Source organism: Spirillospora sp. NPDC048911 (genome assembly GCF_043198015.1).
Classification (GTDB): domain Bacteria; phylum Actinomycetota; class Actinomycetes; order Streptosporangiales; family Streptosporangiaceae; genus Spirillospora.
Genome location: NZ_JBICUD010000005.1, coordinates 26,398 through 41,488, shown reverse-complemented (window position 1 = coordinate 41,488; position 15,091 = coordinate 26,398). Strand labels below are relative to the sequence as shown.

At 71.2% G+C, this 15,091-nt stretch carries 20 protein-coding genes; 15 read left to right on the top strand and 5 right to left on the bottom strand.

Features of this window, described 5'->3' with window-relative positions:
* Positions 1-22: 22 nt before the first annotated feature.
* On the top strand, positions 23-1,426 hold the full coding sequence (locus ACGFNU_RS22955) for an NAD-dependent malic enzyme (protein ID WP_392596609.1): 1,404 nt from the start codon (positions 23-25) through the stop codon (positions 1,424-1,426).
* 60 nt (positions 1,427-1,486) lie between these two features.
* On the opposite strand, the gene ACGFNU_RS22950 is transcribed toward ACGFNU_RS22955, so the two are convergent.
* Positions 1,487-1,882: a hypothetical protein gene (locus ACGFNU_RS22950; protein WP_392596607.1), complete on the bottom strand. Its 396-nt coding sequence runs from the start codon at positions 1,880-1,882 to the stop codon at positions 1,487-1,489.
* Between ACGFNU_RS22950 and ACGFNU_RS22945 the strand changes: the two genes are divergently transcribed.
* The 3 genes from ACGFNU_RS22945 (at position 1,881) to ACGFNU_RS22935 (ending at position 3,167) form a co-directional block, all read left to right on the top strand.
* Complete coding sequence (locus ACGFNU_RS22945; RefSeq protein WP_392596605.1) at positions 1,881-2,219, top strand: hypothetical protein; 339 nt, start codon at positions 1,881-1,883, stop codon at positions 2,217-2,219. The two genes, ACGFNU_RS22950 and ACGFNU_RS22945, sit on opposite strands and share 2 nt — an antisense overlap.
* A 99-nt stretch (positions 2,220-2,318) precedes the next feature.
* Positions 2,319-2,894, top strand: coding sequence for a YqgE/AlgH family protein (locus ACGFNU_RS22940; protein ID WP_392596603.1), 576 nt, complete (start codon positions 2,319-2,321; stop codon positions 2,892-2,894).
* 9 nt (positions 2,895-2,903) lie between these two features.
* Positions 2,904-3,167 (top strand): DUF3039 domain-containing protein, encoded by a 264-nt coding sequence (locus ACGFNU_RS22935; protein WP_392596601.1) that lies wholly within the window; start codon positions 2,904-2,906, stop codon positions 3,165-3,167.
* Between the two features lie 272 nt (positions 3,168-3,439).
* On the opposite strand, the gene ACGFNU_RS22930 is transcribed toward ACGFNU_RS22935, so the two are convergent.
* A complete protein-coding gene (locus ACGFNU_RS22930; protein WP_392596599.1) occupies positions 3,440-3,604 on the bottom strand; it encodes a hypothetical protein in 165 nt (54 codons plus the stop codon).
* Between the two features lie 99 nt (positions 3,605-3,703).
* Between ACGFNU_RS22930 and ACGFNU_RS22925 the strand changes: the two genes are divergently transcribed.
* Complete coding sequence (locus ACGFNU_RS22925; protein ID WP_392596597.1) at positions 3,704-4,516, top strand: zinc metalloprotease; 813 nt, start codon at positions 3,704-3,706, stop codon at positions 4,514-4,516.
* Positions 4,517-4,552: 36 nt separating this feature from the next.
* On the top strand, positions 4,553-6,328 hold the full coding sequence (locus ACGFNU_RS22920) for a DEAD/DEAH box helicase (RefSeq protein ID WP_392597730.1): 1,776 nt from the start codon (positions 4,553-4,555) through the stop codon (positions 6,326-6,328).
* Between the two features lie 21 nt (positions 6,329-6,349).
* On the opposite strand, the gene ACGFNU_RS22915 is transcribed toward ACGFNU_RS22920, so the two are convergent.
* The 3 genes from ACGFNU_RS22915 to ACGFNU_RS22905 form a co-directional block, all read right to left on the bottom strand.
* Positions 6,350-6,877 carry a gluconokinase gene (locus ACGFNU_RS22915; RefSeq protein ID WP_392596596.1) on the bottom strand — a complete coding sequence of 176 codons (528 nt, stop codon included), beginning with the start codon at positions 6,875-6,877 and terminating at the stop codon, positions 6,350-6,352.
* Between the two features lie 38 nt (positions 6,878-6,915).
* A complete protein-coding gene (locus tag ACGFNU_RS22910; RefSeq protein WP_392596594.1) occupies positions 6,916-7,494 on the bottom strand; it encodes an isochorismatase family protein in 579 nt (192 codons plus the stop codon).
* An 85-nt stretch (positions 7,495-7,579) separates the two neighbouring features.
* The gene (locus ACGFNU_RS22905; RefSeq protein ID WP_392597729.1) at positions 7,580-8,932 is read right to left on the bottom strand and encodes a nicotinate phosphoribosyltransferase; all 1,353 of its coding nucleotides are present in this window, start codon (positions 8,930-8,932) and stop codon (positions 7,580-7,582) included.
* Positions 8,933-9,048: 116 nt separating this feature from the next.
* Between ACGFNU_RS22905 and clpS the strand changes: the two genes are divergently transcribed.
* The 9 genes from clpS (at position 9,049) to ACGFNU_RS22860 (ending at position 15,041) form a co-directional block, all read left to right on the top strand.
* Complete coding sequence (clpS, locus tag ACGFNU_RS22900; protein WP_151564032.1) at positions 9,049-9,342, top strand: ATP-dependent Clp protease adapter ClpS; 294 nt, start codon at positions 9,049-9,051, stop codon at positions 9,340-9,342.
* 23 nt (positions 9,343-9,365) lie between these two features.
* A complete protein-coding gene (locus tag ACGFNU_RS22895; RefSeq protein WP_392596592.1) occupies positions 9,366-9,908 on the top strand; it encodes a DUF2017 domain-containing protein in 543 nt (180 codons plus the stop codon).
* 196 nt (positions 9,909-10,104) lie between these two features.
* The gene (locus ACGFNU_RS22890) at positions 10,105-11,004 is read left to right on the top strand and encodes an MEDS domain-containing protein (RefSeq protein ID WP_392596590.1); all 900 of its coding nucleotides are present in this window, start codon (positions 10,105-10,107) and stop codon (positions 11,002-11,004) included.
* Between the two features lie 54 nt (positions 11,005-11,058).
* On the top strand, positions 11,059-11,961 hold the full coding sequence (locus ACGFNU_RS22885) for an MEDS domain-containing protein (protein WP_392596588.1): 903 nt from the start codon (positions 11,059-11,061) through the stop codon (positions 11,959-11,961).
* Positions 11,958-12,944 carry an anti-sigma factor RsbA family regulatory protein gene (locus ACGFNU_RS22880; protein ID WP_392596586.1) on the top strand — a complete coding sequence of 329 codons (987 nt, stop codon included), beginning with the start codon at positions 11,958-11,960 and terminating at the stop codon, positions 12,942-12,944. The genes ACGFNU_RS22885 and ACGFNU_RS22880 overlap by 4 nt, the downstream gene beginning before the upstream one ends.
* 182 nt (positions 12,945-13,126) lie before the next feature.
* Complete coding sequence (locus ACGFNU_RS22875) at positions 13,127-13,543, top strand: Mov34/MPN/PAD-1 family protein (protein ID WP_392596584.1); 417 nt, start codon at positions 13,127-13,129, stop codon at positions 13,541-13,543.
* A 43-nt stretch (positions 13,544-13,586) separates the two neighbouring features.
* Positions 13,587-13,709 carry a hypothetical protein gene (locus ACGFNU_RS22870; protein ID WP_392596582.1) on the top strand — a complete coding sequence of 41 codons (123 nt, stop codon included), beginning with the start codon at positions 13,587-13,589 and terminating at the stop codon, positions 13,707-13,709.
* A 93-nt stretch (positions 13,710-13,802) separates the two neighbouring features.
* Positions 13,803-14,075 (top strand): MoaD/ThiS family protein, encoded by a 273-nt coding sequence (locus tag ACGFNU_RS22865; protein WP_392596581.1) that lies wholly within the window; start codon positions 13,803-13,805, stop codon positions 14,073-14,075.
* A gap of 18 nt (positions 14,076-14,093) precedes the next feature.
* Positions 14,094-15,041: a PLP-dependent cysteine synthase family protein gene (locus ACGFNU_RS22860; protein WP_392596579.1), complete on the top strand. Its 948-nt coding sequence runs from the start codon at positions 14,094-14,096 to the stop codon at positions 15,039-15,041.
* Positions 15,042-15,091 lie beyond the last annotated feature (50 nt).

The window sequence follows — 15,091 nt, the reverse complement described above, 5'->3', positions numbered from 1 at the left end:
CGTAGCAAAGGGAGCTAGTGACGTGGCGAGCGTGCCCAGCGTGTCGTACTCCATCACCGTCCGGCTGGAGGTTCCGGCGGGCGGCAAGGCCGTCAGCCAGATCACCCATGTCGTCGAGAACGCCGGCGGCATCGTCACGGCGCTCGACGTCAACACGGCCGGGCACGAGACGCTGCGCATCGACGTCACGATCGCGACCCGCGACACCGAGCACGCCGAGGCGATCTCCGCGGCGCTCGAGACGATCGACGACATCAGCATCCACAAGGTCAGCGACCGGACCTTCCTCATGCACCTCGGCGGCAAGATCGAGATGATGTCGAAGGTGCCGCTGCGCAACCGCGACGAGCTGTCCATGGCCTACACGCCCGGCGTCGCCCGGGTCTCGCTGGCGATCGCCCGCAATCCCGAGGACGTCCGGCGGCTGACCATCAAGCGCAACAGCGTCGCCGTGGTGACCGACGGCTCGGCCGTGCTGGGCCTCGGCAACATCGGCCCGGAGGCGGCGCTGCCGGTCATGGAGGGTAAGGCCGCGCTGTTCAAGCGCTTCGCCGGCATCGACGCCTGGCCGATCTGCCTCGACACCCAGGACACCGACGAGATCGTCCGCACCGTCCAGATCCTCGCGCCGGCGTTCGGCGGCATCAACCTTGAAGACATCTCGGCGCCGCGCTGCTTCGAGGTCGAGGCCCGGCTGCGCGACCTGCTCGACATCCCGGTGTTCCACGACGACCAGCACGGCACCGCCATCTGCGTGCTCGCCGCGCTGACCAACGCGCTGCGCGTGGTCGGCAAGGACATCGGCGACGTCCGCATCGCCATGTCCGGGGCGGGCGCGGCGGGCAGCGCCATCCTGCGGCTGCTCCTGCACGCGGGTGCCCGCAACGTGGTCGTCTGCGACTTCCACGGCGCGGTCCACCTGGGCCGCGAGGACCTCGACAGCTCGCTGCGCTGGATCGCCGAGAACACCAACGCCGAGGGCTACGCGGGCGACCTCAAGGGCGCCGTCAAGGACGCCGACGTGTTCGTCGGGGTCTCCGCGCCCAACATCCTCACCGGCGACGACATCGCCACGATGAAGGACGACGCGATCGTCTTCGCGCTCGCCAACCCCGAGCCCGAGGTCTCGCCGGATGAGGCGCGCGAGCACGCCGCCGTGGTCGCCACCGGCCGCAGCGACTACCCCAACCAGATCAACAACGTGCTGGCCTTCCCGGGCGTCTTCCGCGGCCTGCTCGACGCGCAGGCGGACGGCGTCACCCAGGAGATGCTGCTGGCCGCCGCCAAGGCCCTCGCCGAAGTGGTGACCGATGCCGAGCTCGGGCCCAACTACATCGTGCCGAGCGTCTTCCACCCGGACGTGAGCACGCGCGTCGCGGGCGCCGTCCGCGAGGCGGCGGGCGGCCGTCCCCGCACCGAGGCCTGAGCGACCGGCCACGAGCCTGATCATCGCCTCGGGGCCTGATCACAGGCCCCGAGGCGGCGGTCAGTTCTTGTCGAAGAGCTGCGCGCGGCGGCGGGGCCAGATGCCGCCGTACCAGAAGATGATGATCCCGGTGATCATCGCGGCGCCGCCGGTGACCGCGCGGGCCCACAGGACGGTGTCGTCGGCCCCGGTCACCGGCAGGTTGGCGGGCGGCGGCGGGGCGGCCTTGCAGTTGGCCTTGCGGGACCGGACCAGCACCGTGTCGTTGACGCGGGTGATCACGATGCGGGTGCTGCGGTCCTCGCGCAGCGTGATGACGCTCTCCCGGGTCGCCCCGGCCGCGATGCGGCCGGGGATCGACGCCGCGCCGTCGTTGCGTTCGATCGCGTAGTCTTCGGGCTGCGAGCCGGTGTTACGCACCGTGATGGTGACCTTGCGGCTGGGGCAGGACGGCATGCCGATGGTCGCTCTGAGCGGCTGCGCCGGGGGCGCGGACGTCGTCGGAGGCGGGCTCGGCGTTCTCGTGCGGGTCGGGGTCGGCGACGTGGTCGCCGTCGCCGTCGCCGTGGCGGTCGCCGTCGCGGTGCTCGTGCTGGTGGTCGTCGACGTGGTCGGGGTGGTGGAGGCGCTCGAGTTCCCGGTGGTCTTGATGATGGCAGGGATCGCGATCAGCGCCCCGATGACGAAGAACACGGCTGCGATGACGACCCTGGGCAACTGCATCGCAGTTCCTTCCGCTCGCCGGTCGGCACCCGGGGCGCCCCGGGGCTTCCTAGATCATTTTTTAACGTAGGCCCGTATTCTGTCGATTTCCCCAGAGATAGGAATGCGTAACAGGTTAACGAGCGGCGGCGCGTGCCGCCGGAGGTATGAGCAACGCATCATGGAACGCATGGACGACGGCATCAGGGTGGGTCTCCTGCTGGTAGCGACGCCTCAGCTGGACGACCCCAACTTCAAGCGGAGCGTGGTGCTCGTGGTCGAGCACGACCTCGAAGGCGGCACGCTCGGAGTCGTCCTCAACCGGCCCACCGAGGTTCCCGTCGACCGCGTGCTGCCGCCCTGGGCCGAGCTCGTGACCGGGCCCTCCGTGGTCTTCCAGGGCGGCCCGGTGGCGCTCGACAACGCGCTCGCGCTGGCCCGGCTGCCGGGCGAGGACGAGCCGCTCGGGTGGCGCGCGCTGGACGGCGACGCGTCGGTGGCGCGGGTCGGCCTGGTCGACCTGGACGCCCCGCCCGGGCTGCTCGCGCCCGAGCTCCTCCAGCTCCGCGTGTTCGCCGGATACGCGGGCTGGTCGGCTGGCCAGCTCCGGTCAGAGGTGGAGGACGGCGCCTGGTACCTCGTGCCGGCCGAGGCGGGCGACGTCTTCGCGGGCGATCCCGACCGCCTGTGGCAGGAGGTGCTCCGCCGCCAGGGCGGCGACCTGGCCTTCGTCGCGACTTTTCCCGAGGACCCGACGCTCAACTAAGGTGATGTTGTGAGTACGAAGATTCTTCCTGAGAGCGATACACAGAGTGATGTCAAGCCGGATCTCTCGCACGGCGACGGCGATCACGAGCGGTTCGCGCACTACGTGAAGAAGGCCAAGATCACTGAGAGCGCCGTCAGTGGCACTCCGGTGGTGGCGCTGTGCGGCAAGATCTGGGTGCCCAACCGCGACCCGAAGAAGTTCCCGGTCTGCCCTGAGTGCAAGGAGATCTACGAGTCCATGCAGTCGGGCAAGGGCGGCAAGGACGAGTAACCGCCCGTCGCACGGGGCACCACTCTGTCGTGATCTTGTGACCGCCGCCCGGCCGATCGGCCGGTCCCGGCGGTCACAAGCGCGGTTCGCCCCTGGAGTTCGGTCGGGGTCGTGCCGTGGGGACGGTGCGACGTTCAGTACGGGGAGCCATGGGGCGGGGTATCGGGGTCTTGGTGTGCGCGCTGTCGGTAACGATGTGTGTCGTTCCGGTTTCGTTCAGTGGCAGAACGCGATCCGCAGGAGGCCTGCCCGAACAACCCGCCACAACCGGATCAGCAGACTGCGCGCCCGCCGCCCCCTCGTCGCGGCGCGGCCAGGGCGGCGTGCAGCGCGGCCAGGGTGCCTTGCAGGGCGCCGGGCGGCGCGGCTGGAGCGCCGTGCAGGGCGGCCAGGGCGGCCACGGCGGGATGCGGCGCGGCCGGGGTGCCGTGCGGCACAGCTGGGGGGCCGCGTCGCGCGGTCGGGGTGGGATGCGGCGGGGCTGGGGTGGGGGTGGGCGGGATCGTGCGGATCTGGGGCGGGCGCGGGTGGTGTCGATGCTGGCCGACCTCGATCGGGCCCTGCAGGCGCGGTACGGAGTCGATGAACGCGCCTTCGACTCCAGCCGCAGGCGGGCCGCGAGGATCATGGTGCCGGTCCGGTTCCATGTCGTCGCGGACGGGGAGCGGGGCCGGCTGACCGAGGCGGCCGTCCAGCAGCAGATCGCCACGCTGAACGCCGCGTACGGCGGCGGGCAGGGCGGGGCCGACACCGGCGTCACGTTCTGGCTCAAGAAGTATGGCGTCACCGACAAGGCGAAGTGGTTCCGCGCACCCGAGCGGTACGAACGTGAGATGAAGGAGGCGCTGCGGCGGGGCGGGCCGTGGACCCTCAACCTCTACAGCGCCTCGGTCGGCGCGGACGTGCTGGGCTTCTCCACGTTCCCGCAGGGGGCCCGCAGGCAGCCGCGCAACGACGGAGTGGTGGTCGACTACCGCAGCCTGCCGGGCGGGGAGTACGAGCACTTCAATCTGGGATACACGGCCGTGCACGAGATCGGACACTGGCTGGGGCTCCTCCACACGTTCGAGAACGGCTGCGAGGAGCCCGGCGACGGCGTGGCCGACACGCCGTTCGAGGCGGTCGCGTCCGACGCGTGCCCGGAGTCCAGGGACACCTGCCGGCAGCCGGGTTCCGACCCGGTGCGCAACTTCATGAACTACGGATGGGACGACTGCATGCACGAGTTCACCCCTGGTCAGGGACGCCGTATCCGTGCAGCGTGGGCCGCGTTCCGGGCGCCGCGACACCAGAGTGAACGTCGGCACAGTGCGCTCGTCGGGGCGCGTTCTGTCGTTGGGGCTCGGTAGCCTTCGATGACCGTGAGCACTTTCGCCGCATCGAGCATGCCCCCCGCCTTCCCCGAACGGGCCGCGTGGGGGACCGCGTCGTCCCTGCGCGCCTGGCAGCAGCAGGCCCTGGAGGCGTATTTCGGGGGTTCCGGGGGTCGCCCCCCGGGTGAGCGGAGCGGACCGGGTGGTGAGGCTTCCGGCCCGCGCGACTTCCTGACGGTCGCGACGCCCGGCGCCGGTAAGACCACGTTCGCGCTGCGGCTGGCCCGCGAGCTTCTCGAGCGCCGGATCATCGCGGCCATCACCGTGGTGTGCCCCACCGAGCACCTCAAGCGGCAGTGGGCCGAGTCGGCGGCCCGCGTCGGCATCAAGATCGACCCCGAGTTCCAGAACGCGCAGGGCCGGGTCGGCAAGGACTTCCACGGCGTCGCCGTCACCTACGCGACCGTGGCCGCGCGGCCGGCGCTGCACCGCAACCGCACCGAGGCCCGCAAGACACTGATCATCTTCGACGAGGTGCACCACGCGGGCGACGGGCTGTCCTGGGGCGACGCGGTGCGCGAGGCGTTCGAGCCGGCCACCCGGCGGCTGGCGCTGTCGGGCACGCCGTTCCGCACCGACATCAACCCGATCCCGTTCGTCCAGTACGAGGAGGGGCCGGACGGCGTCCGCCGCAGCCGCGCCGACTACACCTACGGCTACGGCCCCGCCTTGGCCGACGGCGTCGTCCGGCCGGTGATCTTCCTGGCCTACTCCGGCGAGATGCGCTGGCGCACCCGGGCGGGCGACGAGCTGGCCGCCACGCTCGGCGAGCCGCTCACGCAGGACCAGACGGCGCAGGCCTGGCGGGCCGCGCTCGACCCCAAGGGCAACTGGATCAAGCAGGTGCTGGCCGCCGCCGACAAGCGCCTCACCGAGCTGCGCCGGGCCATCCCGGACGCGGGCGGCCTGGTCATCGCGACCGACCACGAGTCGGCGCGCGCCTACGCCAAGATGCTGCGTGAGGTCTGCGGGCAGGGCGCCACCATCGTGCTCTCCGACGACCCGGCCGCGTCCAAGAAGATCAAGCGGTTCAGCGAGTCCGAGGATCGCTGGATGGTCGCGGTCCGCATGGTCTCCGAGGGCGTCGACATCCCGCGGCTGGCGGTCGGCGTCTACGCGACCTCGACGAGCACGCCGCTGTTCTTCGCGCAGGCGATCGGGCGTTTCGTGCGAGCCCGCAAGCGCGGCGAGACCGCGTCGGTGTTCCTGCCGTCGGTGCCGACCCTGATGGGCCACGCCAACGAGATGGAGACCGAGCGCGACCACGTCCTCGACCGCCCGGTCCGCGAGGACGGGCTCGACGACGAGCTGCTCGCCGAGGCCAACCGCAAGCAGGACAACCCGGACGTGGGCGAGGAGCTGCCGTTCGAGACGGTCGAGGCGTCCGCCACGTTCGACCGGGTGCTCTACGACGGCGGCGAGTTCGGCATGCAGGCCGAGGCGGGCTCGGCCGAGGAGGAGGAGTTCCTCGGCATCCCGGGCCTGCTGGAGCCCGAGCAGGTGACCGCGCTGCTGCGCAAGCGGCAGGCCGAGCAGATCGCCAACGAGCGCAGGCGCAAGACCGGCGACCCCCGTGAAGACCGCACGACCGCCGAGGACATCGCCGCGCTGCGCAAGGAGCTCAACGGCCTGGTCGGCGCCTGGAACCACCGCACCGGCAAGCCGCACGGCGTCATCCACACCGAGCTGCGGCAGAGCTGCGGCGGCCCGCCCATCGCGCAGGCCTCCGCCGACGACGTCCGCAAGCGCATCGCCAAGATCCGCGAATGGGCCGCCAAACGCCGCTGACCCTCGGTCGCTCCAAGACCCTCAGGGTGAACGGGGGGTCAGGCCCAGGCCCTTGACGATGAGTTCCGCGGTTTCGTCGGGCGTGCCCGTGATGGGGACGTAGAGGGCGTTCTCGTCCGGCGCGGGCGGCTCCAGATCGCGGAACTGGCTGTCCAGCATCTCGACCTGGAAGAAGTGGCCGCCGCGTTCCCGCATCCGGCCCGCGATCAGGTCGCGGTCTCCGTCGAGGTAGGCGATGCGCACCTGGGGGTGCCCGGCGGTCAGCAGGTCGCGATACCTGCGCTTGAGCCCCGAGCACGACACCACGCCCGACGTCCCCGATTCGAGGTGGCCGCGGATCCAGGCGGCGATCGCCTCGAGCCAGGGCTTACGGTCGTCGTCGTTCAGCGGGTGCCCGGAGCGCATCTTCTCGATGTTGGCGGGCGGGTGGAAGTCGTCGGCGTCCGCGTACTCCCAGCCGAGAAGCTCGGCCACCTTGGTGCCCACGGTCGTCTTCCCGCTCCCGGAGACGCCCATGACCACGATGACGTCCGGCTGTGCGTTCGCCACGTACTCCTCCTCTGCTCGCGTCAGTTCTGGACGGCCGGTCAGTTCTGGACGACCGGTGTGCCGGTCAGCTCGACGCCTTCGTCGCGCAGCAGGCCCAGGGCGCGCTCGGCGGTGTCCTTGGAGACCGCCGCGGTGAGGTCGAGCAGGACCGTGGTGCGCAGCCCGGCGCGCGCCGCGTCCACGGCGGTGGCGCGCACGCAGTGATCGGTGGCGATGCCGACGATGTCGACCGCGTCCACCCGCCTGCCGCGCAGCCAGCCGGCCAGCGGCGTCCCGTCGTCTGCCTGGCCCTCGAAGCCGCTGTAGGCGGCGGTGTCCCGGCCCTTGCTGAACACGACCTCGATCGGGGCCAGCTTCAGGTTGGGATGGAAGTCCGCGCCGGGCGTGCCGATCACGCAGTGCGGCGGCCAGCTGTCCACGTAGTCCGGAGCGTCGGAGAAGTGGTCGCCGGGGTCCAGGTGGAGGTCGCGGGTGGCCACGATGTGCGCGTAGCCGGGCCGGTGCCCGGTGACGTACTCGGAGATCGCGGCCGCCACTCCGGCACCGCCGCCCACCGCCAGTGACCCGCCTTCGCAGAAGTCGTTCTGCACGTCGACGATGATCAGGGCCTTGCCCATACCGCGCTCCTTGATCCGCTTCCCCCGGTACGTCCCCGGACACCAGGGACGCTAACCCGCCCGGTCGTCCCGCCCCCGCATTGTCTCAACGCCTCGGCCCGCCGTTGACGAACTCGGTCGGCAGGGCTGGCTCCCCTCGCGAGAGCTGGAGGGCGGTCGGCGGGAGCTCGCGGACGGCGCGCACGTGGCGTTCGCGGGCGGCCTCCAGCGGTTCGCGGCCCACGACCACCCCGCCCTGGACGAGCGGCACCTGCAGGACGCGGTCACGCACGCCCGGCATCGGCTCCCCCGTGGTGACGACCTCGGCGCACGCGGTGCCGTGCCCGTCGATACGGCGCACCGCCGCCTTCCGCCCGCCGCGGCTCGGCTTGCCCGTGGAACGTTTGGCCACCGGACGCATCGGGTCGGTGGCCTCGGGACCGTCCGCGCGGGCCACCAGCTTGTAGACGAGCGAGGCGGTGGGCGCGCCGGATCCGGTGACGAGGGACGTGCCGACGCCGTAGCCGTCCACCGGCGCGGCGGCGAGGGCCGCGATGCCGTACTCGTCCAGGTCGCCGGTGACGACCACACGCGTGTCGTGGGCGCCCAGCGAGTCGAGCTGCGCCCGCACCTGCCGGGCCACCACGCCGAGGTCGCCGCTGTCGATCCGTACCGCGCCGAGGTTCGGCCCGGCGAGCTCGACCGCCGTCTTGACGGCCCGCTCGACGTCATAGGTGTCGACCAGCAGGGTGGTGCCCTCGCCGAGCGAGTCCAGCTGCGCCGTGAAGGCGTGCCGCTCGCTGTCGTGGAGAAGCGTGAACGCGTGCGCGCTGGTCCCGGCGGTGGGCACGCCGTACGAGCGGCCCGCCTCCAGGTTGGAGGTCGTGGCGAAGCCCGCGATGTACGCGGCGCGCGCGGAGGCGACGGCCGCCTGCTCGTGCGTGCGCCGCGAACCCATCTCGATGAGCGGCCGGTCTTCGGCCGCCTGCGCCATGCGCGACGCGGCGGAGGCGATCGCGCAGTCGTGGTTGAGGATCGACAGGACCAGCGTCTCCAGGAGGACGGCCTCCGCGAACGTGCCTTCCACCACCAGAATCGGCGAGTTCGGGAAATAACAGTCGCCCTCGGCGTATCCCCAGATGTCGCCGGAGAAGCGATAGCTCGCCAGCCATTCCGCGGTCGGCTCGTCGACGACGCCGCGCGAGGCCAGGAATTCGAGGGCGGGCGCGTCGAAGGTGAAAGCCTCGATCGCGTCCAGAAGCCGTCCCGTACCTGCCACGACGCCGTATCTGCGGCCCGTCGGCAGGTGCCGGGCGAACACCTCGAAGACCGCGCGCCGCCCGGCCGTGCCGCCGCGGAGCGCCGCCTGCAGCATGGTCAGTTCGTACTGGTCAGTGAGCAGTGCGGTGCCGTAACCAAGGTCCACAACTGGAACCCTAAGGCCCGGTGCGTGCACCATGGACGTGCGGCCCGCCACCCGTCCGGTGGACGGGGTGAATACCATCGGTGTGGTGGGCGGCCCGGCCCGCGGGAGGCTCCGCGGGAGACGCAGTGGGGAAGAGGGGATACGCGGCGATGACTGCGCCTGCGCCGGTCGAGCTCGAACGGCCGGACGTCGAAGAGGACCTGAGCTCCGATCGGCCCTGGCTGGCGATCGTCTGGAACGACCCCATCAATCTGATGTCGTACGTCACGTACGTGTTCCAGACCGTCTTCGGCTATCCCAAGACCAAGGCCGAGAAGCTGATGCTGGACGTGCACCACAAGGGACGTGCCGTCGTGGCCAACGGGACCCGCGAGGAGATGGAGCGCGACGTCGAGATCCTGCACTCCTACGGCCTGTGGGCCACCGTGAAACGAGACGACTGAGTGAGTGACCTGGTGAACGCCGAGTGAGCACCGTCAAGAAGACCCGCAAGGGCGTCGTCCTGCGGCTGGAGCCGGAGGAGGCCGCGCTCGTGCGGGCGCTGATGGAGCAGCTCCTGGAGCTCCTCGGCGACCCGCCCGGCGCCGACGACGAACTGGCCGCGCTCGGGATCTCCGGCGACGCCAAGAAGTCGGACGATCCGGTGCTGGCGCGCCTGTTCCCCGACGCGTACCGCGATGACGGTGAAGCCGCAGGGGAGTTCCGCCGCTACACCGAGATGGGGCTGCGCGGCGGCAAGCGCGAGGCCGCCGACACGGTGCTGCGGACGCTGGGCACCGCCGAGGGCGGCGCCGCCGGGATCGACACCGTCCTGGCCGACGACCAGGCGCAGTCATGGTTGCGCGCGCTCAACGACGTGCGGCTGGCGCTCGGCACCCGGCTCGACATCTCCGAGGAGTGGTACGAGCAGGCCGCGGGGATGGACCCCCGCGACCCCCGGATGGCGATGTTCGCCGCCTACGACTGGCTGACGATGCTCCAGGAAAGCTTCGTAAGAGCTGTCCTTTAGGGCTTTCGCGGCGCGTGGTGGGGTGTGGTGTGGAGGGTGGCCGCGTTCGGCCAGTGCCGCTCCCGGGTGCTTACGCAATGTCCGGGGTGTGTCGCGTTCGGTGTTGGTACGTTGGCGGGGAGAGCTTGCGGGGGGTGCTCTCCGGGGGTGCACGGGCCCGCCCGTAGCGGGCCGGAGACCTGCACGGGAGATGCGAATGCCTTCTGTATCCGCGGGCAAGACGGTCGGCACGATGGAGTTCGGCGACCACCTCTGCCTCTCGTACGACAACGCCGAGGAGCGCCTGGCGATCCTGCTCTCCTACGTCCGGGACGGGCTCGCCGCCGACCACAAGATCATCTACCTGTCCGATCAGGATCCGGCGGACAAGGTGCTCGGCTGGATGGGCTCGGTGCCCGGCGCGGAAGCCCTCGACCTGGCCGGCGCGCTGGCGGAGGGCCGGTTCGTGGTGCGGACCGCCGAGGAGGCCTACATGGCCACCGGCCGGTTCGACCCGGACGAGATCATCGCCCTGTTCGCCACCGAGATCGAGCTCGCCCTCGTCCAGGGCTACAAGGGCGTCCGGATGACGGGCGAGGAGACGTTCTCGCTGCGCGGCTGGCCGGGCACCGAACGGCTCGCCGAGTTCGAGCGCAAGATCGACGAGGTGTTCCGCACCTCGCAGGTCAACGCGATGGCCATCTGCCAGTACGACCGGCGCTGGTTCGACCGGTCCCATCTGGAGGAGCTGGAGGCCTACCACGTCGCCCGGGTGCGCGCCGACGACCTGCACGACGACGGGGTCCTGCGCGTCACGCCGTTGTTCGCGCCGCCGGGGCTGGCGCTGGCCGGCGCCATCGACGGCACCTCCCGTCCGACGCTGGTCCGGGCGCTCGACGAGCTGCCCGAGCACGGCGGCACCCTGTGCCTCGACCTGTCGGCCGTGGAGTTCTGCGACACCGACGGCGTCCGGCTCCTGGCCAGCGCCCGCGAGACCCCCGCCGGCGTTCAACGGCGGCTGCTGCTGCGCGGCGTGCCGCCCCGCATCGCCGGGCAACTGCACGAGCTCGGGCTGGACGCCATGCCGGGCGTCTCGGTCGACGAAAGCGCACAATAGGGTTGCGCAAGCCTTACGCAGGCGAGAGCCAACCGTCCCTTGGGGAGGCTCCTGATGTCCTCCAGGCCCGCCGAGACCGCCGTGGGCGAAATGAAGTTCGGCGATCATCTTTGTCTGGCCTACGACAATGACGCGGAACGGTACGCCGTCCTGCTCGCCTACATCCGTGACGGCCTGCGCGCCCGGCACAAGGTCGTCTACCTGGCGGGGGAGCGGGGGCCGGAGGAGACCCTCGCACGCCTGATCCGCGCCGCCGCGCCCGACCCGGATCAGGCGTCGGTGCTGGCGGGCGCCGCCGAGACCGGACAGCTGGCGATCAAACCGGTCGTCGAGGCGGTCCGGGCGGCGGGCCGCTCCGATCCCTCGGTGACCCTGCTCGGCATGGAGATCGATCTGGCGCTCGGGGAGGGGTACGCCGGCGCGCGCATCACCGGCGAGACCTCGTTCAACCTTCGCGGCCGGCCCGGCGGCGGGCGGTTCGACGAGTTCGAGGACAGGTGCCGGCGGACGTTCGCCCAGCCGGGCGTGCGCGCGATGGCCGTCTGCCAGTACGACCGGCGCTGGTTCGACGACGCGCAACTGCGCAGGCTGGAAGGGAGCCATGACGGGCACGTCGGCGTGAACGACCTGTACGCCGACGGCGTGCTGACCATCACGCCCCTCTACACGCCGCCCGGCCTGCGTGTCGCGGGCGCGATCGACGAGTCGACGCTGCCCGCGTTGCGGCGGGCGCTGCGGCAGGTCGGCGGGCGCGGTTCGCACTTGTGCCTCGACCTGTCGGCCCTGGAGTTCTGTGACATGGAGGGCCTGCGGGTCCTGGTCGGAGCCAACCAGACCGGCACCGGGCTGGACCGGCAGGTCGTGCTGCGCGGGGTGCCCGGCTACCTCGGGCTGATGATGCGGATCTCCGGCTGGGAGGCGATGCCCGGGGTGTTCGTCGAGGGTGTGGCGCGATGAACGACCTCCAGGGCACGACGCCCGGCACCGAGGCCAGGAGCGAATGCGGCATCCTGCTGCACCGGGCGCTGATGTACGACTCGGAGCGTCACTTCGCCGAGGTCGCCGTGCCGTACCTGCGCGAGGGCGTGAAGGCGGGCGACGCGGTGGTGGTCATCGCCTCCGCGGCCCACCGGGCGCTGCTGCGCGATCAGCTGGGTTCCGAGCAGGCCGCCCGGATCGAGTTCATCGACCGGGCCGGCTGGTTCCGGGGCCCGATGCAGGCGCTGGCCGACTACTACGACCACACCCACCACGACTGGTGGCCGCGCGGCCGGCTGCGGTTGCTGACCGAGCCGGTCTGGACGGGCCGCACGCCGCTGGAGGTCCGGGAGTGGAAGCGCCACGAGGCGATCCTGAACGTGGCGTTCGCCGGCACCCCGAGCACGATCGTCTGCGCGTACGACACGTCCGCGCTGGACGCCCACATCATCGTCGACGCGGCCCGCACCCATCCCGAGATCGTCGACGCCGGCGGCGCGCGGGCGAGCGAGCACTTCGCCGACCCCGAGGAGTTCTACGCCGGCTGCAACGCGCCGCCGCTGGTCCCGCCGCCCGCCGGCGCGGCGAGCCGCGCGTTCGCCAGCGGCGAGCTGCCGGGCCTGCGCGCGTTCCTCAGCGCCGAGGCGACGCGGCACGGGCTGCCCGAGGAGCAGGTCCTGCCGTTCGTGCTCGCCGTCAACGAGGTCGCCACCGGCTTCATCCGGCGGGGCGGAGGCCGGGGCGCGGTCTGGCTGTGGACGGAGGGCGGCGAGCTGCTCTGCGACGTCGCCGACCCGGAGCGGACGATGGAGGACCGGTTCCTCGGCTATCTACGGCCGCGCCCCCACCAGCCGGGCGGCGCCGCGATGTGGGCCGTGCGCCTGCTCTGCCACATCGTCGAGATCCGTTCCGGCGACCACGGCGTCCTCGTCCGCATGCACCTCAAACTGCCCTCTGTTTAATGCTTTCGCGGCCTCGACGGCCTCGCCTGGAGGCTCGGCCGCCGAACCGCAAAAGCGGCGAGCACGACATCGCTTCGCGATCTCTCGTGAAGCCTCGCCTTCGGCTGGCTTCACGACCCGTTAGCGCGCTCGCGGCGCGGGGCCGGCGTGGTCGGCCCGCGGGGGCCGGGTAGCCTTCGGGCATGCTGACGATCGAGCGTGCCCTCGTTGACAAGATCGTCGCGCATGCGCGCGCGGACCATCCCGACGAGGCCTGCGGCGTGATCGCCGGTGCCGCCGGGTCCGACCGGCCCAGCCGGTACGTGGCCATGATCAACGCCGAGCGGTCCCCGACGTTCTACCGGTTCGACTCGCTGGAGCAGCTCAAGGTCTGGCGGGAGATGGACGACCGGGACGAGGAGCCGGTGGTGATCTACCACTCGCACACCGCCACCGAGGCCTACCCCTCGCGCACCGACATCTCCTACGCGGCCGAGCCGGGCGCCCACTACGTGCTGGTCTCCACCCGCGACCCCGAGGAGATCGAGTTCCGCTCGTACCGCATCGTGGCCGGCGAGGTGACCGAGGAAGAGGTCAAGATCGTCGACACCTACGCCTGAGGTGGACTCGGGCCATCCCGTCCGGGTCGGTAAACTGGCGGTCATGTGGACGATCGAGCAGCGGGCGGGCGCGCGGAGGCGCCGCAATCCCGTTCTCGTGATGTCTCCCGTACAGAGCTTCCTGTTCGGGCATTCGCGCGCCGAAGTCGTGTACGACTGTCGCTGAGGCGCCCGACCCTGCCTGGAATTCCCCCACGCCCCGCCCTGTTGTGACGCCGTGGGCGGGGAAGCCCGTACGAACCCGAAGGAGACCATCGCGATGGCGATCGAAGTCCGGATTCCCACGATCCTGCGCACCCTCACCGACGGTGCCAAGGCCGTCGAAGGCAAGGGCGGCTCCCTGGACGAGCTCTTCGCCGACCTCGACGCCCGCCACCCCGGCCTGCGGGCGCGGCTCGTGGACGACAAGGGCCTGCGCAAGTTCGTCAACGTCTACCTGAACGACGAGGACGTGCGCTTCCTCGGCGGCCTGGAGACCGAGGTCTCCGACGGTGACAACGTCACCATCCTGCCCGCCGTCGCCGGCGGCTGAGTCCGAGGCCCGTGCCCCATGCGTTTCGACTCGCTGCTTGACTCGCTCGGCCGCACCCCGCTGGTCGGCCTGCCCCGGCTGTCGCCCAGCCCGCAGGTGCGGATCTGGGCCAAGCTGGAAGACCGCAATCCCACCGGCTCGGTGAAGGACCGGCCCGCCTTCTTCATGATCGACAAGGCGGAGAAGGAGGGCCTCCTCACTCCGGGGTGCACGATCCTGGAGCCCACGTCCGGCAACACCGGCATCTCGCTGGCCATGGTCGCCAAGCTGCGCGGCTACAAGATGATCTGCGTGATGCCGGAGAACACCTCCGAAGAGCGCCGCCAGCTGCTGCGGATGTGGGGTGCCGAGATCATCTCGTCCCCGGCCGCCGGCGGCTCCAACGAGGCCGTCCGAGTGGCCAAGAAGCTCGCCGGGCAGAACCCCGACTGGGTGATGCTCTACCAGTACGGCAACGAGGCGAACGCCCTCGCCCACTACGAGACGACCGGGCCGGAGATCCTCGCCGACCTGCCGACCGTGACGCACTTCGTGGCCGGGCTCGGCACCACCGGAACGCTCATGGGCGTCGGCCGCTACCTGCGCGAGCACAAGCCCGACGTCAAGATCGTCGCCGCCGAGCCGCGGTACGGCGAGCTCGTGTACGGGCTCCGCAACATCGATGAGGGCTTCATCCCGGAGCTCTACGACGACTCGGTGCTGACCACCCGGTTCTCGGTCGGCTCGGCGGACGCGCTCCGGCGCACCCGCGAGCTGCTGGAGCACGAGGGGATCTTCGCCGGGATCTCCACCGGCGGAGCCCTGCACGCCGCGATCGGCATGGCGGCCAAGGCCGTCAAGGCGGGCGAGGCCGCCGACATCGCCTTCGTCGTCGCCGACGGCGGCTGGAAGTACCTCTCCACCGGCGCCTACGACGGCACGCTCGAAGAAGCCGAGGAGCGCCTGGAAGGCCAGCTCTGGGCCTAGGGCACGCAGATGGGTAAGGTTCGTACTCGAACGGGATTCTAGAAAGTGGC